This window comes from Pseudomonas sp. W2Aug9 (genome assembly GCF_023127755.1).
Taxonomy (GTDB): Bacteria; Pseudomonadota; Gammaproteobacteria; order Pseudomonadales; family Pseudomonadaceae; genus Aquipseudomonas; species Aquipseudomonas synxantha_A.
Window position 1 is genome coordinate 100,254 of the sequence record NZ_SPKL01000020.1, and the last position, 19,458, is coordinate 119,711.

The 19,458-nt window shown below is 60.8% G+C and carries 16 protein-coding genes and 2 tRNA genes; 5 read left to right on the plus strand and 13 right to left on the minus strand.

Annotated features, from left to right (window positions below):
- Positions 1–199 precede the first annotated feature (199 nt).
- From E3O56_RS14155 to E3O56_RS14170, 4 genes are all read left to right on the plus strand, one after another.
- Positions 200–286 (plus strand) — tRNA-Leu (locus E3O56_RS14155).
- A gap of 154 nt (positions 287–440) precedes the next feature.
- A tRNA-Leu gene (locus tag E3O56_RS14160) sits at positions 441–527 on the plus strand.
- Between the two features lie 145 nt (positions 528–672).
- A complete protein-coding gene (locus E3O56_RS14165; RefSeq protein ID WP_032878194.1) occupies positions 673–1,698 on the plus strand; it encodes an iron ABC transporter substrate-binding protein in 1,026 nt (341 codons plus the stop codon).
- A complete protein-coding gene (locus E3O56_RS14170) occupies positions 1,698–3,251 on the plus strand; it encodes an iron ABC transporter permease (RefSeq protein WP_032878196.1) in 1,554 nt (517 codons plus the stop codon). Before E3O56_RS14165 ends, E3O56_RS14170 begins: the two co-directional genes overlap by 1 nt.
- 112 nt (positions 3,252–3,363) lie before the next feature.
- Here E3O56_RS14170 and E3O56_RS14175 read toward each other — a convergent pair whose 3' ends face one another.
- The 12 genes from E3O56_RS14175 to E3O56_RS14230 form a co-directional block, all read right to left on the minus strand.
- On the minus strand, positions 3,364–5,298 hold the full coding sequence (locus tag E3O56_RS14175) for a methyl-accepting chemotaxis protein (RefSeq protein WP_032878197.1): 1,935 nt from the start codon (positions 5,296–5,298) through the stop codon (positions 3,364–3,366).
- A 139-nt stretch (positions 5,299–5,437) separates the two neighbouring features.
- The gene (locus tag E3O56_RS14180; RefSeq protein WP_005784238.1) at positions 5,438–6,727 is read right to left on the minus strand and encodes an adenylosuccinate synthase; all 1,290 of its coding nucleotides are present in this window, start codon (positions 6,725–6,727) and stop codon (positions 5,438–5,440) included.
- A 54-nt stretch (positions 6,728–6,781) separates the two neighbouring features.
- Positions 6,782–7,969, minus strand: a complete 1,188-nt coding sequence (locus tag E3O56_RS14185) for an ATP phosphoribosyltransferase regulatory subunit (RefSeq protein ID WP_032878199.1) — start codon at positions 7,967–7,969, stop codon at positions 6,782–6,784.
- A gap of 293 nt (positions 7,970–8,262) precedes the next feature.
- Positions 8,263–9,129 (minus strand): protease modulator HflC, encoded by an 867-nt coding sequence (gene hflC / locus E3O56_RS14190; protein WP_003188064.1) that lies wholly within the window; start codon positions 9,127–9,129, stop codon positions 8,263–8,265.
- Complete coding sequence (gene hflK / locus E3O56_RS14195; protein WP_005784234.1) at positions 9,129–10,304, minus strand: FtsH protease activity modulator HflK; 1,176 nt, start codon at positions 10,302–10,304, stop codon at positions 9,129–9,131. Before hflK ends, hflC begins: the two co-directional genes overlap by 1 nt.
- Positions 10,305–10,400: 96 nt before the next feature.
- The gene (gene hflX / locus E3O56_RS14200; protein WP_032878202.1) at positions 10,401–11,702 is read right to left on the minus strand and encodes a ribosome rescue GTPase HflX; all 1,302 of its coding nucleotides are present in this window, start codon (positions 11,700–11,702) and stop codon (positions 10,401–10,403) included.
- A gap of 12 nt (positions 11,703–11,714) precedes the next feature.
- Entirely contained in the window at positions 11,715–11,975 is a 261-nt protein-coding gene (gene hfq, locus E3O56_RS14205) for an RNA chaperone Hfq (RefSeq protein ID WP_003188059.1), read from the minus strand.
- A 94-nt stretch (positions 11,976–12,069) separates the two neighbouring features.
- On the minus strand, positions 12,070–13,041 hold the full coding sequence (gene miaA, locus E3O56_RS14210) for a tRNA (adenosine(37)-N6)-dimethylallyltransferase MiaA (RefSeq protein ID WP_103733910.1): 972 nt from the start codon (positions 13,039–13,041) through the stop codon (positions 12,070–12,072).
- Complete coding sequence (mutL, locus tag E3O56_RS14215; RefSeq protein ID WP_164699556.1) at positions 13,041–14,942, minus strand: DNA mismatch repair endonuclease MutL; 1,902 nt, start codon at positions 14,940–14,942, stop codon at positions 13,041–13,043. Before mutL ends, miaA begins: the two co-directional genes overlap by 1 nt.
- 14 nt (positions 14,943–14,956) lie before the next feature.
- Positions 14,957–16,378: an N-acetylmuramoyl-L-alanine amidase gene (locus E3O56_RS14220; protein ID WP_032878208.1), complete on the minus strand. Its 1,422-nt coding sequence runs from the start codon at positions 16,376–16,378 to the stop codon at positions 14,957–14,959.
- A gap of 17 nt (positions 16,379–16,395) precedes the next feature.
- Positions 16,396–16,866 carry a tRNA (adenosine(37)-N6)-threonylcarbamoyltransferase complex ATPase subunit type 1 TsaE gene (tsaE, locus tag E3O56_RS14225; protein ID WP_032878210.1) on the minus strand — a complete coding sequence of 157 codons (471 nt, stop codon included), beginning with the start codon at positions 16,864–16,866 and terminating at the stop codon, positions 16,396–16,398.
- Positions 16,854–17,714 (minus strand): NAD(P)H-hydrate dehydratase, encoded by an 861-nt coding sequence (locus E3O56_RS14230; RefSeq protein WP_032878212.1) that lies wholly within the window; start codon positions 17,712–17,714, stop codon positions 16,854–16,856. The genes tsaE and E3O56_RS14230 overlap by 13 nt, the downstream gene beginning before the upstream one ends.
- A 63-nt stretch (positions 17,715–17,777) precedes the next feature.
- Here E3O56_RS14230 and queG point away from each other — a divergent pair, with 63 nt between their 5' ends.
- Positions 17,778–18,842, plus strand: coding sequence for a tRNA epoxyqueuosine(34) reductase QueG (gene queG, locus E3O56_RS14235; RefSeq protein WP_032878214.1), 1,065 nt, complete (start codon positions 17,778–17,780; stop codon positions 18,840–18,842).
- On the opposite strand, the gene E3O56_RS14240 is transcribed toward queG, so the two are convergent.
- Positions 18,839–19,456: a trimeric intracellular cation channel family protein gene (locus E3O56_RS14240; protein ID WP_172833454.1), complete on the minus strand. Its 618-nt coding sequence runs from the start codon at positions 19,454–19,456 to the stop codon at positions 18,839–18,841. The genes queG and E3O56_RS14240 overlap by 4 nt on opposite strands.
- Positions 19,457–19,458 lie beyond the last annotated feature (2 nt).

The following is a 19,458-nucleotide window of genomic DNA, read 5'->3' on the forward strand; positions in this document are numbered from 1 at the left end:
TGGGTTAGTTTGGCATACGCGTATTGAAACGGGAAATTTCAGGTATCAACAAGCGTTTAAAAGACCTTTACGCCCCCCACCGCGCACCTTGCACGACCACTGGCGAAATTTTCCAGGGTTTTTTCATGGCAGGGGTTTACAGCTCAAATATCGCTCCGTATAGTGCGCGCCATCGACGACGGCAACGTTGTCAGATAATGCCCAGGTGGTGAAATTGGTAGACACGCCAGCTTCAGGTGCTGGTGATCGCAAGGTCGTGGAAGTTCGAGTCTTCTCCTGGGCACCAAATTCAGATCAAACCCGCGAAAGCGGGTTTTTTCGTTTCAGACCTTTGATTTTTAACGGAAAAATTGATTTATATTTTTCGAATCAGGGGTTTACAGATCAAAAAGCCCGCCGTATAGTTCGCCCCATCAACAGCGGCAACGTTGTTAGATAATGCCCAGGTGGTGAAATTGGTAGACACGCCAGCTTCAGGTGCTGGTGATCGCAAGGTCGTGGAAGTTCGAGTCTTCTCCTGGGCACCAAATTCAGATCAAACCCGCGAAAGCGGGTTTTTTCGTTTCTGATGCTCGAAAAACTCCCCAGCGATTTCCCCCCCTCGTCCGCACTTGAGAAGTTTTATCGTTTATCCTTGCAATGATTTGTTGCATATAGCGAGGAACACTTCGGATGATGATCCGCGATAACCGTCTCAAAACATCCCTTCTGCGCGGCCTGAGCCTCACCCTGCTCAGCCTGACCCTGCTCTCGCCCGCCGCCTATTCTGCCGACAAGATCGCCCTGACCTTGTACAACGGCCAACACAAGGAAGTCGGCGATGAACTCGCCAAAGCCTTTGAAGCCAAGACCGGCATTCACGTCAACGTGCGCAAAGGCAGCAGCAATCAGTTGGCCAGCCAGGTCGTCGAAGAAGGTGACCGCTCCCCCGCCGACGTGATCTATACCGAAGAATCGCCGCCGCTGAACAAACTCGGCGAGCAAGGCTTGCTGGCGAAGATCGATGCCAGCACCCTCGACGTGCTGCCCAAGGATTACGTCGGTCGTAATGGTGATTGGATGGGCGTGACTGCACGCACCCGCGTGGTGGCGTTCAATCCAAAACTGATTGCTGAAAAGGACCTGCCCAAATCCGTCCTGGATTTCGCCGGCCCCGAGTGGCAAGGCAAGGTTGGCTTCGTGCCCACCAGCGGTGCCTTCCAGGAACAAGCCGTGGCGATCATCAAACTGCACGGTCGCGAAGCCGCCGAAGAGTGGCTGACCGGCCTGCGCGCCTTCGGCAAGGTGTACAGCAACAATATGGTCGCCCTCAAGGCCGTTGAAAATGGCGAAGTGGCCACCGTGCTGGTGAACAACTATTACTGGTTTGCCCTGAAAAAGGAAAAAACCAACCTGGACTCCCAACTGCACTACTTCACCGATGGCGATGCTGGCGGCCTGATCACCGTATCCTCCGCTGCCGCACTGAAATCCAGCAAACACCCCAAAGAAGCTCAGCAACTGCTGGCATTCATGGCCAGTGAAGAAGGCCAGCGCGTGATCACCAACACCTCGGCCGAGTACCCGCTGCGCAAGGGCATGCAATCCAACCGTGGCCTCAAGCCCTTCAGCGAGCTGCAGCCGCCGAAAGTCACCCCAGCCGACCTTGGCAACGCCGAAGAAGCCCTGGAACTGGAACGTGACGTTGGCTTGAACTGATGACCGCATCGCTAACGGCCGGGGCATTCAGCCCACGGCGCAAACGCCCGTCGATCTGGCTGTTGCTGCCAGTACTGCTGCTAGTGGGCCTGAGCCTGCTGCCGCTGGCGTATGTCGGGCTCAAGGCCTGGCAAGCGGGCTGGGCAGAGGCGGTGCATCTGCTGTGGCGGCCTTATGTGTTTGGCCTGCTGCGCAACACCCTCGCGCTGATGGTCGGCGTGACCGTGACCTGTGGTGTGATCGGCCTGTCCCTGGCTTGGCTGCTGGAACGCAGCAACCTGCCGGGACGAAGGATCTGGGGCGTAATCCTGTGCCTGCCGTTTGCGGTACCTGCGTTTGTCAGCAGCTTTACCTGGGTGTCCCTGAGCGCGAGCTTCGAAGGGCTCGGTGGCGCGATTCTGGTGATGAGTCTGTCCAAGTACCCGCTGGTATTTCTACCGGTGGCAGCAACCTTGCGCAACCTTGACCCGTCCCTGGAAGAGTCCGCGCGCACCCTGGGACTGAATCGCTGGGGCGTGTTCTTTCGCGTCACCTTACCGCTGCTATGGCCGTCGCTATTGGCCGGGGCACTCCTGATAGCCCTGCACATGCTGGTGGAGTTCGGGGCCTTGTCGATCATCGGCCTGCAGACCTTTACCACCGCGATCTACCAGCAATTCGAACTGGAATTCAGCAACGCCAATGCCGCGATGCTCTCGGCGGTGTTGCTGGTGATGTGCCTGACCTTGCTGTGGCTGGAGTTGCGCGTGCGTGGCAAAGGCCGACACGTGCGCATTGGCCAGGGCGCGGCGCGACATGCCGAGCAGGTCCGGCTGGGCAAGTGGGCACCATTGGGGCAGGTGTATTGCCTGGCGCTGGCGATCATTGGCAGCGGCATTCCACTGGGGATGCTCGGTTATTGGTTGGCCGTCGGATCTTCCGCCGCGTTTCCACTGGCTGAAATTGGCGAGGCGTTGCTCTCCTCACTTGCCTTGTCGCTGGGAGGCGCGGCGTTGTGCCTGGTACTGGCGGTGCCCGTAGGTTTGCTGGTGGTGCGCTACAAAGGCCAGTTGGCACTGTGGGCCGAACGCCTGCCTTACCTGCTACACGCCCTGCCCGGCCTGGTGATTGCACTGACACTGGTGTATTTCGCGCTGCATTACGTGCCCGCACTGTACCAGACCTCGGCGTTGTTGCTGATCGCTTATGCGTTGCTGTTTTTGCCATTGGCCCAGGCGCCGATTCGTACGGCCTTAAACAAAGCGGCACCACAACTGGAAGAGGCGGCGCGCACGTTGGGCGCTTCGTCGTTCAGTGCGTTTTGCCGAGTGACGTTGCCGATTATCTTCCCGGCGTTAGGGGCGGCATTTGCGCTGGTGTTTCTGGATGCGATGAAGGAATTGACGGCGACTTTGCTTCTGAGCCCGACCGGGTTGAATACCTTGGCGACGGCCGTGTGGGCGCATACTTCGAATGTGGAGTTTGCGGCGGCGGCACCGTATGCAGCGTTGTTGATATTGGTGTCGGGGTTGCCGGTGTATCTACTTACGACTCGGATGTATCTGAGTCGCTGAGACCGCTATCGGGGGCAAGTCGAATCGTCGCACCGCCCCTCCCACATTTGAATGTGTTCGCAAATCAAGTGTGGGAGGGGGCTTGCTCCCGATGTGGCCGGTATGGACACCACTAAGCCCGGAACTGCCCCAGGCTCGCCTTCAACTGCGCCGCCAACCCATCCAGCACCTTGCCACTGGCCGTCGTCTCCACCACAGCCTGCGCCGCACGCTCGGCCTGGGCATGGATCACTTCCACCCGCCCACGCACCGCATGGGCGCCCTGAGCCTGGTGCTCAGCCGCACGCGTCGCCAGACCAATCGCGGCGTGCACCTGCTCCACCGACGCTTGTACTGTCTGCTGCAAACGCACACTGTCGCGCAACACCAGCAAGCCCTCATTGGCCTGGCGGCCAGCCTTGCCGATTGTTTCCACCGCCTCACGCGCGCCCTGTTGCAACGCCACGATATGCGCCTGGATGTCGCCGGTAGAGCTTTGGGTCTTGCTGGCCAGCGCACGCACTTCGTCCGCCACCACCGCAAAGCCACGTCCAGTCTCGCCCGCCCGCGCCGCTTCGATAGCCGCATTCAGGGCAAGCAAATTGGTTTGCTCGGCGATACCGTGGATCACGGTTAGCACGACTTCGATCTGCTCGCTTTGCTGCGCCAGCCGCTCAATCACCTGGGAGCCAGCCTGCACCTGCCCCGCCAACGCCTCGATCAAGCTGCCGACCTCAGCCGAGGTGCGCGAGTTCTCATCCGTGGCCTGGCGAATATCCACCACCTGCTGCAAGGCCGCTTGCATGGCGTGACTTTCGGCCTGGGCCTCGTCAGCCATTTGCGAAAGTGCGCGCAAGCTCTCTGCAACCTCGTCGCGCTGCAAACCCGCTGCCGCGTCGGCGCCCGCGTTACGCAATGTCATGGCGCCGATTTCCACACCGGTACGCTGGGCCACATCGCCCGCCTCACGCACGATGGGCTGCAACTTATCCACAAAGCGATTGACCGCCGAAGCCATATCACCGATTTCGTCCTTGCTGTTGATCTGCACACGCTTGGTGAGGTCGCCCTCGCCTGCCGCCAGGTCGTCCATGGCGGCAATAAGCAGCTTGAGACGATTGACCACGCGCCGGCCCAACACAACAGCGAGCAACAGCAATACGCCAAGCCCCACCAATGCCAGGCCCATGCCGATACGCCAACGCAGGGCGCCCGCCGCTTCTTGCACGGCGCTGGAGGTGTTTGCAGTCATTTGGGTGGCAGTTGCCTGTGCCGACTGCAGCCTGGCGCCCATGGCGCTGGCACTATCAGCCGCCGCCCCCTGGAGGCTATCGCCCACCAGTTGATCACCGCTGGCGATCAGCGCGGCAAAGCGCTTATCCAACGCTTGCAGGTCGGCCTCAACCGCAGCGGTCGACACGCCCATGCGCACCTTGCCGATTTCCACACCATTTGGGCTGATGGAGGCTTCGACGTAGTACACCGACGGGTCTGTCTTGGCCGCGTTCAGCACTTTATCGAGGGCACGCTCACCCGCACCCTTTGCCAGCAACGCCTGGTTGATCGGGTTATCACGGTTCAGATAACGCGTCAGGTGCTCACCCGCGGCGTCGTCATACACGACGAACAACACGTTGGGATTGCGTTGGGCACGCCGGGCAAATTCCGAGAGTGTTGGCACATCGCTGTCCCACATGGCGCGGGGCGCGACCGAGGCCAGCAACTGCGCCATGTCATTGGCGGAGTCCTTCAGGTCTTTTTCCAGGGTCGCACGCAGTTGCTTCTGCTCTTCCTGCAGACGCGTGGAAAGCCCGGCTGTTAGGCGCTGGCGCGTGCTGGAGGACAAGCTGTCGAGGCTGGACGTGACCTCCTTGCCGGCCTGGGCCAATTCGCCAGACAGTTTCTGACTATCGATGCCCAGACGATTACCCAAATCAGCTTCCAGCGCGGTCACGGTGCTCCGCGTCAGCGCGACGGCAACCAGCACTTGCACCAAAAGGGCGATACCAAGGGTAACGAACACCGGCCGCAACAGACGGCTTTGTAACAACGAGAGAACGGCAGACACTGGAAACCCCTCCACCACGGGTGCCACTAATTTGATAGCACCTCGAAAGGGGGAAACACAGCAAGGGTCGTGCCGTTTGCCAGGCAGAAACGACAAAGGGCTCCCGAAGGACCCCTTTGCTTTTTACATCAACACTTTATTAAGCGAACGGGTGACGCAGAACGATGGTCTCGTTGCGGTCCGGGCCGGTCGAAATAATGTCGATCGGTGCACCGATCAGCTCTTCCACACGCTTGATGTAAGCGCGGGCGTTGGCTGGCAGTTCTTCCAGGGTCTTGGCGCCCACGGTCGATTCGGTCCAACCTGGCACTTCTTCGTACACAGGCTGCAGGCCCACGTAGCTGTCAGCGTCGGTCGGGGCAACGTCGTTGCCTTGCGCGTCTTTGTAGCCGACGCAGATGTTGATGGCTTCCAGGCCGTCGAGTACGTCCAGCTTGGTCAGGCAAATGCCCGAAATGCTGTTCACATCGATAGCGCGACGCAGGATAACGGCGTCGAACCAACCGCAACGACGAGCACGGCCAGTGGTGGCGCCGAATTCGTGACCTTGCTTGGCCAGGTGCGCGCCAACGTCGTCGAACAGCTCAGTCGGGAACGGACCCGAGCCTACACGGGTGGTGTAAGCCTTGGTGATGCCCAGGATGTAGTCCAGGAACATCGGACCAACGCCTGAACCTGTGGCAACGCCGCCAGCAGTGGTGTTGGAGCTGGTCACGTACGGGTAGGTGCCGTGGTCGATGTCCAGCAACGAGCCCTGGGCGCCTTCGAACATGATGTCTTTGCCGGCGCGACGCAGGTCGTGCAGCTCGGCGGTCACGTCCAGCATCAGCGGCTTGAGCAGCTCTGCGTATTCCTTGCACTCGGCCAGGGTCTTGTCGAACTCGATGGCAGGCTCTTTGTAGTAACCCACCAGCATGAAGTTGTGGTAATCCACCAGTTCACGCAGCTTGTCTTCAAAGCGCGGCATGTTGAGCAGGTCGCCCACACGCAGGCCACGACGCGCAACCTTGTCTTCATAGGCCGGACCGATGCCGCGACCGGTAGTGCCGATCTTCAGCTCGCCACGGGCCTTTTCACGGGCCTGGTCCAGTGCAACGTGGAAGGACAGGATCAGCGGGCAGGACGGGCTGATGCGCAGGCGCTCGCGCACCGGTACGCCTTTCTCTTCCAGCTTGGTGATCTCGCGCAGCAGGGCGTCAGGTGCAACTACCACGCCGTTGCCGATCAGGCACTGCACGCCTTCGCGCAGTACGCCCGACGGAATCAGGTGCAAGACGGTTTTTTCGCCATCGATGACCAGGGTGTGGCCAGCGTTGTGGCCACCCTGGTAGCGCACTACGGCGGCAGCATGTTCGGTCAGCAGATCAACGATCTTGCCTTTGCCCTCATCACCCCATTGGGTGCCCAGGACTACGACATTCTTACCCATAACACTTGTCCTCATTCGCGCAAACTTGGTGCCGGCGATGGCCGGCAGGAAAACTCAAGAAGCCAGTGGCGATACTTGCCAAAGCCCGTTCTGCTGAATCAATTGCCGGTCGCAGTCCGCTTCACGGGCGGCGGCCAATGGCTGCCCAGGCAAGGCCTGGACCACACGCTGACCCTCACTGCGTAACTGGCAAACCTGCTGCCAGAGCGCCGCGTCCGTACTGTCGGGCATCCAGATGCCACCAGACGGCAGCTCGACCTCAGCACGCCCCAGGGTCACCAGGGTTTTCAAATCGGTGGAAAAACCAGTGGCCGGACGCGCGCGACCGAAGTCGGCGCCGATATCGTCGTAACGACCACCTTGGGCGATGGCCTGGCCAACACCCGGGACAAATACCGCGAACACCACACCGGTGTGGTAGTGGTAGCCGCGCAACTCGCCCAGATCAAAATACAGCGGCAGCTGCGGGAACCGCGCCGACAAGCGTTCGGCAATCGCCAGCACGTCATCCAGTGCCGCCAATACCGGCGCCGGCGCATTGGCCAGGCGCTCACGCGCAGCCACCAGCACTTCACGACCACCGCACAGGTCCACCAGCGCACGCAGCATACCGGCCAGTTCAGCCGGCACACCCTCGGTCAGGGCGATCACTTCGTCGATCGCCTTGCGCTGCAGGGCATCGAACAACTGTTGCTCCACCTCACCGGACAAGCCGGCCGCACGGGCCAGACCACGATAGATACCGACGTGGCCCAGGTCCATGTGGACATCCGGCACGTCAGCCAGTTGCAGCATGGCCAGCATCAGGCTGATCACTTCAACGTCGCTGCTCGGGCTGGCATCGCCGTACAACTCGGCACCCAACTGGATCGGGCTGCGCGAAGACGACAAGGCTCGCGGCTGGGCATGCAACACGCTGCCGGCGTAGCACAGGCGGCTCGGACCTTCGCGGCGCAGGGTGTGCGCGTCGATGCGCGCCACTTGCGGCGTGATGTCGGCACGGAACCCCATTTGCCGGCCCGATTGCGGGTCGATCACCTTGAAGGTGCGCAGATCCAGGTCCTGGCCCGCGCCGGTCAGCAGGGATTCCAGGTACTCGATATGGGGAGTCACGACAAACTCGTAACCCCAGCTCTGGAACAGATCCAACACCTGGCGACGCGCTACTTCAATGCGCGCAGCTTCTGGTGGCAGTACTTCTTCGATGCCATCTGGCAGCAGCCAGCGGTCTACCGTTGCCATTACGCCATTCCCCTTTGATCCGGGCGGCCAGCCCTCGGCCGAGCCTTGAGTGAAGCAGAAAATACCCGCCTCCTGCATAAACCACGCGCAAGAGCGACGTGACGAACGGCCTGCAAACGGCCTCGTCGGGCACTTTCCTCGAAAAACCTGTCACGCCTGCCGAATCAAACATGCAGACGCAAAAAAGCCGGGAATTTCCCGGCTGCCGCATCATACACCCGTTTTCTGAAAGGATCACCCCGCCAGGCATTTTAGCCGCCCGACGGAGTGCCCCCTACAGAATCACAGGCCTGTTACTTGGACTTTTCCAGGTAGCGGAAGAAGTCGCTGCTTGGGTCCAGCACCAGTACGTCGGTTTTGTTCGCGAAGCTTTCACGGTAGGCACGCAGGCTACGGTAGAACGCGTAGAACTCCTGGTCCTGGCCGTAAGCCTTGGCGTAGATCGCCGCCGCTTGAGCATCACCATCACCGCGGGCCTCTTCAGACTCACGATAGGCCTCTGCCAGCAGGACTCGGCGCTGACGGTCAGCATCGGCGCGGATACCTTCAGCCAGCTCGTTACCCTTGGCACGGTGCTCACGAGCTTCACGCTCACGCTCGGTGCTCATACGTTCGAACACGCTGCGGTTCACTTCCTTGGGCAGGTCAATGGCCTTGACCCGGACATCGACGACTTCGATACCCAGCTCTTTTTCCGCCATGGTGTTCAGCGAACGGGTGATATCCGCCATCAGCGCATCACGTTCACCAGAAACCACCTCATGCAGGGTGCGCTTACCAAACTGGTCACGCAGGCCCGATTCCAGACGACGGGACAAACGCTCGTCGGCAATCTGCTTGAGGCCGGAGGTCGCGGTGTAGAAGCGCTCGGCATCCTTGACGCGCCACTTGGCGTAGGCGTCAACCATCACGGCTTTCTTTTCCAGGGTCAGGAAGCGCTGTGTCGGTGCATCCAGGGTCATCAGGCGGGCGTCGAACTTGCGCACCTGGTTGACGTAGGGGACTTTCACATGCAGGCCTGGCTGGACATCCGCCTGGACCACGCGACCGAATTGCAGCAGCACCGCACGCTCGGTCTGAGCCACGATGTAGAAGCAGTTCCAGGCAGCGATGACCACGACGACGCCCACAATCAGGGCGGTCAGCGATTTATTGCTCATCAACGACTCTCCCTGGTACGTGTTTGCTGTTGCAGCAAGTCAGCGGCCGCACGGGCGCTCGCTTCGTTGGCAGCGGCATTCGAACCGGTGGACGGTGCGCTGGTGCCGCTACGACCACTTTCGATCATCTTGTCCAGCGGCAGGTACAGCAGGTTGTTCTGCCCACCCTTGTTGCCGGTCACGAGAACCTTGCTGGTGTTGCTGAAAACTTCCTGCATGGTGTCCAGGTACAGACGCTCACGCGTGACTTCCGGCGCCTTGCGGTACTCGGCAACCAGCTTGGTAAAGCGATCTGCCTCACCCTTGGCGCGCGAGACCACTTCGTCGCGATAACCGTTGGCATCTTCAAGGATGCGCTGGGCCTGACCACGGGCTTCCGGCACAACGCCGTTGGCATAGGTTTCAGCCTGGTTGCGCGAACGCTGCTCGTCTTCACGGGCGCGGATCACATCGTCAAACGCTTCCTGCACTTCACGCGGTGCCGCGGCGCTCTGTACGTTCACCTGAGTGACAGTGATACCGGTGCGGTAGGTATCGAGGAACCGTTGCAGGCGCTCCTTGATTTCACTGGCCATCAATTCACGACCTTCGGTCAGCACCTGGTCCATGGCGGTGGAACCCACCACATGGCGCAGGGCACTTTCGGTTGCGTGTTGCAGGCTGATCTCCGGCTGATCAACGTTCAGCACGAAATCCTGCAGGTTGCTGATCTTGTACTGCACGGTCAGCGGCACTTCGACGATGTTCTCGTCTTCGGTCAGCATCTGGCCCTGCTTGGTGTACGCACGCTCACGCGTGACGTTTTCCATGTACTTCTTGTCGATCGGCGGGAAATAGATGTTCAGGCCCGGCCCGACAGTCTCGTAGTACTTGCCGAAGCGCAGCACCACGGCTTGCTCCTGCTCGTCCACCACGTAGACCGCGCTGTACAGCCATACGGCCGCGAGCACGACAAGACCCAGGCCCAGCAGGCCGTAGCCGCCGCCCTTGCTGGTGCGACCGCCGTCGTCACCGCCACGTTTTTTTCCACCACCGAACAACCCATTCAGGCTTTCCTGCAGCTTTCGGAAGGCCTCGTCGAGATCCGGTGGCCCCTTGCGGTCGCCATTATTGCGGCGCTTACCACCCCAAGGATCCTGATTATTCGAGTTGCCACCCGGCTCATTCCAAGCCATAGCGCTCTCCATCTGATAAAGCAAAGACGCACCCACGGCGCGCCGACCAATGCTACAGAATGCCTGCTACTGCGGCACAACCGCTTTCTCAGGCTTTTATTGCAAAGTGTGTTGTTCAATGAACTCCGCCGGCACAACACCCTCGCGACTGACCAGTCGATTGAGCTCCGAGCGTGGCAATCGAACGGCCAGCAAGCTGACACCTTCTTCGTCGTGTTCTTCTTTCTGTACCGCACCCAGTTCGAAAAACTGTGCCCGCAGTCGAGCAAAACGCTGCGGCAAGCGCAAGGTGCCGACAAACAAATCGCTGCCCAGCAGTTCGGCAATCGCTTGCTCAAGCAGGTCCAAACCACTGCCATCACGCGCCGACAGCCAGACCCGCTGGGGCTTGCCGTTTTCGTCACGCTGGATTTGTGGCTCAACACCTTCAAGCAAATCGAGTTTGTTATAGACCTCGAGGATCGGCAAGTCCTGGGCACCAATCTCGCCCAGCACCACCATGACCTGTTCAATCTGCAACATGCGATCCGGTTCGGCCGCATCGATCACGTGCAGCAGCAGGTCGGAATTGCTCGACTCTTCGAGCGTAGACCGAAATGCCTCGACCAGCTTGTGCGGCAAGTGACGAATGAAACCCACGGTATCGGCCAGGACAATCGGCCCCAGGTCGTCTATGTCCAGACGGCGCAAGGTCGGGTCGAGGGTGGCGAACAGTTGGTCGGCCGCGTACACGTCCGATTTCGTCACGTTGTTGAACAGCGTGGACTTGCCGGCGTTGGTATAGCCCACCAGGGACACGGTAGGGATATCCGCACGGGAACGGCCACGGCGCGATTGTTCGCGCTGGCTGCGGACTTTTTCCAGGCGGCCCTTGATCTGGCGCAGGCGAACCCGCAGCAGACGCCGGTCGGTTTCCAGCTGGGTTTCACCCGGACCGCGCATACCGATGCCGCCACCTTGACGCTCAAGGTGAGTCCAGCCGCGAACCAGGCGGGTGCTCATGTGATCAAGCTGGGCCAGTTCGACCTGGAGCTTGCCTTCATGGGTACGGGCGCGCTGGGCGAAAATATCGAGAATCAGGCCGGTACGGTCGATCACGCGACACTCGAAAACACGTTCGAGGTTACGTTCCTGACTGGGCGTGAGGGTGTGATTGAAGATCACCAGATCGGCTTCTTCAGCGTGAACCAGGTCGCGCAGTTCCTCGACCTTGCCGCTGCCGATCAGGTATTTGGCGGTTGGCCGATGACGCGGCACGTTAAAAAACGCAACGGTCTCGGCGCCGGCCGAATTTGCCAACTCCTGAAACTCCTGCGGATCTTCGCGCGCCTCAGGGTCCTGTCCATCCAAGTGAACGAGGATTACTCGCTCACCACCACCGTGGCGCTCAAAGAACAAAGGAGACTCCTATCAGGCGTTACCTGGCTCAGCGTCACCCTGTTCATCACCTGCTGCGCTAGGCAGACGGATTGGACGAACTGGAACGACTGTCGAGATAGCGTGTTTGTAGACCATCTGGCTGACGGTGTTTTTCAGCAGGATCACGAACTGGTCGAACGACTCGATCGTGCCTTGCAACTTGATACCGTTGACCAGATAGATGGAAACCCCAACTTTCTCTTTACGTAAAGTATTCAAGTAAGGGTCTTGTAGCGAATGCCCTTTTGACATGTGCCGCACTCCTTTAAGGATCAATAATAAAAAATCGGAAAATAGATAGCTTATGGCCGTCACACCCCCAAGGATAGACGGCAATTGCAAGGACTCAGCTCAATATGGAGACCGTTCCCAAGTATTTCAAGGCGCGTGACAGATTGTCGCTGTCCAGGCTGTCCAACCAGTGCAAATCGCTCCAGCTGCGCAGCCAGGTGAACTGGCGCTTCGCCAATTGGCGCGTGGCGATGATGCCGCGCTCCTGCATTTCGGCTGACGTCAGCTTGCCATCCAGATGATCCCAGACTTGGCGGTAGCCTACAGCACGTATCGAAGGCAGCCCGGCATGCAGGTCACCTCTTGAACGCAGTGCTACGACCTCGTCCACAAACCCCTGTTCCAACATAATTGTGAATCTTTGTGCAATTCGTTCATGCAGCACCTGGCGATTTGCCGGAGCGATGGCCAGATTCGCCACAGTATAGGGCAATTGTGACTGTCCAGATGCGCCTGCATCAGCACTTTGCGCACTTTGTTTCAGCCGATGTTCAGTCATGGTCTGGCCGCTGACACGCCAAACTTCCAGGGCACGGGTAAGGCGCTGGGGATCATTGGGGTGGATGCGCGCTGCGGACACGGGGTCCACCGCTGCCAACTGGTCGTGCAGGGCTTGCCAGCCAAGGCGTACAGCCTCTTCTTCGAGTTCGGCGCGCACCTGGGCATCGGCAGGCGGCATATCGGCCAGCCCCTCCTGCAATGCCTTGTAGTAGAGCATGGTGCCACCCACCAGCAGCGGGATATTACCGCGCGCGGTGATCTCGGCCATGGCCGCCAGGGCATCGGTGCGAAAATCCGCAGCCGAATAGCTCTGCGCCGGGTCGATGATGTCGATCAATTTATGCGGATATTGGGCCAATAGCGCTTTGGACGGCTTGGCCGTGCCGATATCCATGTCCCGGTAAACCAGGGCAGAGTCGACACTGATCAACTCGCAGGGCAGCACCTTGGTCAGCTCGATGGCCAGGTCGGTCTTGCCGGCGGCCGTGGGGCCCATCAGGAAGATCGCGGGGGGCAAGGCGCTCATCAACGGCCGCGCAAGAACAGTTTGTCCAGATCGTCCAGGCCCATTTGGGTCCAGGTCGGTCGGCCATGGTTGCATTGGCCGCTGCGCTCGGTGTTTTCCATGTCACGCAGCAGGCCGTTCATTTCCGGCAGGGCCAGGCGGCGATTGGCGCGGATGGCGCCGTGGCAGGCCATGGTGCCGAGCAATTCGTTGATATGCGCCTGGATACGGTCACTGGTGCCGTATTCCATCAGGTCTGCCAGCACGTCGGCCACCAGGCGGTTGGCTTCGGCCTGCTTGAGCAGCGCGGGAATCTGACGGATCGCCAGGGTTTCCGGGCCCAGGCGTTGTAGCTCAAAACCCAGCTTCTGGAACACGCTGTGGTGTTCTTCGGCGCAATCGGCCTCGCGCTGGCTCACGGCCAGGGACTCCGGCACCAGCAGCGGCTGACCGCTGAGGCCTTCGCTGGCCATGGCGATCTTCAGGCGCTCGTACATGATCCGTTCGTGGGCGGCATGCATGTCCACCAGCACCAGGCCATGGGCGTTTTCCGCAAGGATGTAGATGCCCTTGAGCTGCGCCAGGGCATAGCCCAGCGGTGGGATATCACCGCCGCCTTCCGGCAACGAGGGAGCAGCACCCGGCTCGGCACCCGGCAGCGGCGCGAAAAACTCCCGGTAAGCCGCCTGGGCCTCGGCCACCGGCACCGTCGATTGCGGGCGCGGTGTGTATTGGTACTGATAACCCGCACCGGCGCCCGAGTTTGGCGCCGTGTAGGCTGGCTGCGACGGCGTCGATTGCAGCAGGTTGGCCGCCAGGCTCATTTCACCTTGCGGACCGAACTCACCGGCCTCAGGACCGCTCGGGCGCACCACCGCCGTGACAATCGGCGCTGACAGTTGATCATCCGGGCGCACATCGCCCAAGGCGCGGTGCAGCGTGCCATACAGGAAGTCATGCACCATGCGCCCGTCCCGGAAGCGTACTTCGTGCTTGGTCGGGTGCACGTTGACGTCGACCACCGACGGGTCGACCTCGAAGAACAGCACAAACGTGGGGTGCCGGCCGTTGAACAGCACGTCGCGATAAGCCTGGCGCACCGCGTGGGCTACCAGCTTGTCGCGAACCGCACGGCCATTCACAAAGAAGTACTGCAAGTCGGCCTGGCTACGGGAGAACGTCGGCAACCCCACCCAACCCCACAACCTCAGGCCATTGCGCTCGATTTCAATCGGCAGCGCCTGCTCCAGGAAACCGCTGCCGCACACGGCTGCCACACGTCGTGCGCGGGCGGCGTCGTCGTTGGCTTCGTGCAGACTGAGGATGGTCTTGCCGTTGTGGCGCAGGTGAAACGCCACATCGAAACGGGCCAGGGCCAGGCGCTTGATGACTTCTTGCAGGTGATCGAATTCGGTTTTCTCGGCCTTGAGGAATTTGCGCCGCGCCGGGGTGTTGAAGAACAGGTCGCGCACCTCCACCGAAGTGCCCACCGGGTGTGCAGCCGGCTGGACCCGAGGCGCCATGTCGCGGCCTTCGGTTTCCACTTGCCAGGCTTGCTCGGCGTCGCGGGTGCGGGAGGTCAGGGTCAGGCGCGCCACGGAACTGATGGAGGCCAGGGCTTCACCGCGAAAACCCAGGCTCATGACCCGCTCAAGGTCTTCCAGATCACGGATCTTGCTGGTGGCGTGACGGGCCAGAGCCAGCGGCAGATCATCGGAGGAGATGCCGCTGCCGTCATCACGTACCCGCAGCAACTTGACGCCGCCCTGCTCCACGTCGACATCGATGCGCCTGGCACCAGAGTCGATGCTGTTTTCCAGCAGCTCCTTGATCACCGACGCAGGGCGCTCGACCACCTCACCCGCAGCAATCTGGTTAGCCAGGCGCGGGCTGAGCAATTCGATGCGCGAGCCGCTGTTCAACAAGGATTCGCTCATTACTGTGCCGCCAATTCAGTGCCGGGAATGGTCAACACCTGGCCGATCTTCAACTCATCGGTTTTCAGGTTATTGGCGCTGCGCAAGGCCGCAGGCGTGACCTGGAAACGTACCGCCAGCATGGCAACGGTGTCGCCGGGCTGCACACGATGGTCACGCGGGCCCTGGGCGATTTTGCCGGAATCGCGTAGCCAGGCGATATAAGTGCCCGGTGGTGGGTTCTGCTGGAAGAACTGCCGCACGCCCGCACTGATGGAACGCGCCAGCGCTTGCTGGTGGCTGGCGCTGGCCAGCTTGGAGGCCTCGTTGGCGTTGGAGATAAACCCGGTTTCCACCAGGATCGACGGGATGTCCGGCGACTTCAACACCATGAACCCGGCTTGTTCCACCCGCTGTTTATGCAGCGACGTCACACGACCGATATTGCTCAGGACTTTCTGGCCAACGTTAAGGCTGGAGGTCAGCGAGGCGGTCATCGACAGGTCGAGCAGCACACCGGCGAGCATCTTGTCCTTGTCATCGAGGGACACGTTGCCGGCCCCGCCGATCAAGTCGGAGCGGTTTTCACTGTCGGCCAGCCAGCGGGCGGTCTCGGACGTGGCACCGCGATCCGACAGGGCAAATACCGAGGCACCAAATGCAGCAGTTGAAGGCGCGGCGTCGGCGTGAATGGACACGAACAGGTCAGCGCCCTTCTTGCGCGCAATTTCGGTACGGCCACGCAACGGAATGAAGTAGTCACCGGTGCGGGTCAGCTCGGCGCGGTAGCCTTTCATGCCGTTGACCTGGCGTTGCAGCTCGCGAGCGATGGCCAGTACCACGTCTTTCTCATGCTGGCCGCGTGAGCCGGAAGCCCCCGGATCTTCGCCGCCGTGGCCGGCGTCGATCACCACGATAATGTCGCGCTTGCCTGCCGGCGCGGGCGGCGGCGGTGGCAATTTGACCTGGGGTTGCGACGGGTTGACCGGCACCGCAGGCACGGTAGCCACGCTTGGCGTCGGCGCAGGCGGTGGTGCCGCGTCGGCGGGGTTGTCGAACAGGTCGACCACCAGTCGGTTACCGTATTGGGCGTTGGGCGCCAGGGAGAAGCTCTTTGGCGTCACGGCCTTTTTCAGGTCGATGACCACGCGCAAGTCGGTCGGCGTACGCTGGGCCGAGCGCATGGCGGTAATCGGGGTATTGGCGGTAGACACCTTCAGCGGCGCGGCCAGGCTCGCACCGTTGATGTCGATCACCAGGCGATCAGGCGCCGTCAGGGTAAAGACGCTGTGCTGGACCGGGCCAGACAGGTCGAACACCAGTCGCGTGTTATCCGGCGCTCGCCACAGGCGAACGCTCTTTACCTGTGAAGCAGCCAGAGCATTGACAGTCATTGCCGCAAGCAACACCCCCACGACAGCAACCAACGCGCGAAAGCGCATACCTAACCCCACCAATTTTATTTGAATTCCAATGCCAGAGCGGTGCACCACGCTTCAGCGCGCACGCTCTGGGGCAACAACTTCAGCTGACGTCCGTGCTCATGCGGCGTAATGGTAATGGTCATGTCTGGCTTTGGCAAAAAGCCTGTGCCTTTATCTGGCCATTCGATCAGGCACAGCGCATCTTCATCGAAGTAATCACGGATGCCCATGTACTCCAGTTCCTCTGGATCTACCAGGCGATAAAGATCGAAGTGGAAAGCACGCACGTCGCCGATCTCGTAGGGCTCGACCAACGTAAAGGTCGGGCTTTTTACCGCGCCGGTATGGCCCAGGCCGCGAATAATCCCCCGGGACAATGTGGTTTTGCCTGCGCCGAGATCGCCTTCGAGAAAGATCAACCCTGCCCCTTGCGTGACCTGCGAAAGACGCTGCCCCAACGCGACCATGGCCTCTTCATCTGCCAGGAAAAGAATTACTTCAGGCACGGCGACTGCTCCTCCAGCAATTGACGAATGGCAGGGATCAGGTCGCTGGCAGCCAGCCCCCGACCAAAACTGCCCTGGCGGTCGCCAGCGGTAGCGTGCAACCACACGGCCAGGCAGCTTGCCTCGTACGCGGGCATACCCTGAGCCAATAGCGCGCCGACCAGACCAGCCAAGACATCCCCAAGCCCCGCCGTCGCCATCGCCGGGTGGCCTTGATCACAACGGGCAAGCCGTCCATCCGGGCTGGCAATCAAACTGCCAGCACCCTTGAGGATAGCCACTGCATTGAATTTTTGGCTCAACGCGCGCGCCACATTAAGGCGATCGGCCTGAACCTCGGCTGTCGATAGCCCCAACAAACGCGCAGCTTCGCCCGGATGAGGAGTAATCACACAGTTGGCCGGCAGCTCGACGCTGCCAGTGGCCAGTTGATTGAGCGCGTCGGCGTCCCACACCTGCGGCTGGCGGGCATTGGCCGCGACCGACAACAGGCTTTTGCCCCAAGCGGCATCGCCCAGGCCTGGGCCAATGACGATCACCGAGATTTTTTCCAGCAGGCCCATCAACTGGTTGGCCGAGCTCACGCCGACAGCCATGACTTCCGGCAGCCGGGCCAGAGCGGCTGGCACATGTTCCGGTCGAGTTGCCAGCGAGACCATGCCGGCGCCACCGCGCAGGGCACTTTCGGTGCTCAGCAGCGCCGCACCGCCAAAGCCACGGTCACCACCGATGACCAGCAGGTGGCCGAACTGGCCCTTATGGGCGTCCGGAGAACGCGCAGCCAGTTGCGGCAAATGGCCGGGCAACAACAGCTGAACGTCGGTAATTGGGTGTTTTGTCTGAGGCATGCGTCTTCAAGCTCCGATGTCTGGCAGAATTATACGCATCTAACCTGTGGTTTCCCGTGTCTCATGCCTGCTATTACCTCCGATCTGCCCGCCCTCGCCCAATCGATCAAAGACTGGGGCCGCGAGCTGGGCTTTCAACAAGTCGGCATCAGTGGCCTGGACCTGGCTGAGCATGAACAGCACCTGCAACGCTGGCTCGACGCGGGCTACCACGGCGAGATGGACTACATGGGCGCCCACGGCAGCAAACGCTCCCATCCCGAGGAACTGGTACCCGGCACCTTGCGCGTGGTGTCACTGCGCATGGACTACCTGCCCGGCGACACCCAGATGGCGCAACTGCTGGGCCAGCCGGAAAAAGCCTATATCTCGCGCTACGCCCTGGGCCGCGACTACCACAAGCTGATCCGCAAGCGCGTGCAACAGCTGGCCGACCGCATCCAGGCGCAGATCGGGCCGTTCGGCTTTCGCGCCTTTGTCGACAGCGCGCCGGTCCTGGAAAAAGCCATCGCCGAACAAGCCGGACTGGGCTGGATCGGTAAAAACACCCTTGTGCTCAACCGCAAGGCCGGCAGTTATTTCTTCTTGAGCGAACTGTTTGTCGATTTACCGTTGCCGGTGGACCCGCCCCACACTACCGAGCACTGCGGCCGTTGCACGGCGTGCCTGGACATCTGCCCCACCAACGCCTTCGTCGGCCCTTACGTGCTGGATGCCCGGCGCTGCATTTCCTACCTGACCATCGAGCTAAAGAGCGCCATTCCCGAGGACCTGCGCCCACTGATCGGCAACCGCGTCTTTGGCTGCGATGACTGTCAGATCGTTTGTCCATGGAATCGTTTCGCTCGACCCACTGCCGAAAGCGATTTCAAGCCCAGGCACAACCTGGATAACGCCGAGTTAGCCGAACTATTTATGTGGGACGAGGATAAATTCCTCAGCAGCACCGAAGGCTCCCCCCTGCGCCGCGCCGGTTACGAGCGCTGGTTACGCAATCTGGCGGTGGGCCTGGGCAATGCGCCGTCAAGCATTCCGGTATTGGAAGCCTTGAAGGCGCGGCGGGACTACCCCTCAGAGCTGGTTCGCGAGCATGTGGAATGGGCGCTGAACCAGCACGCGGCCCGCTAGTGTACGTCGTCGTTGTAGACGAACTTGGGCATTTCCCAGTGAAAACGGATCGCCAGCAGGCGCAATAGAAAGCCGCTGAACAGCGTCAACAGAATCGCCTGTTCGCTCGGCAGTTCCAGATACAGGCACAGCAAGTAGAACCAGGCGGCCAGGAACGACACGCTGGCGTACAACTCGCGACGGAAGATCAGCGGGATGTCGTTACAGAAGATATCCCGCAGGATGCCGCCGAATACGCCGGTGATGACCCCGCTGACGGACGCCACCAACATGCCGTGACCCATTTCCAGGGCGGTCATGCAGCCGATCAGGGTGAATGCCACCAACCCCAAGGCGTCCAGCGCCAAAAACAGTGAGCGCAGGCGGCGCATCAGCGGCGCGATAAAGATCGTCACCAGCGCCGCGACAGAGGTCAGCACCAGGTACTCCGGGTGCTTGACCCAGGTCAGCGGGTAGTGGCCGAGCAGCACATCGCGCACCGAACCACCGCCCAGGGCCGTCACGCAGGCGATGAGCACCACGCCAAACCAGTCCATGCCGCGCCGACCGGCGGACAAGGCGCCGGTCATGGCTTCGGCGGTGATGGCGATGAGGTAGAGCATCAACAGCATGATGG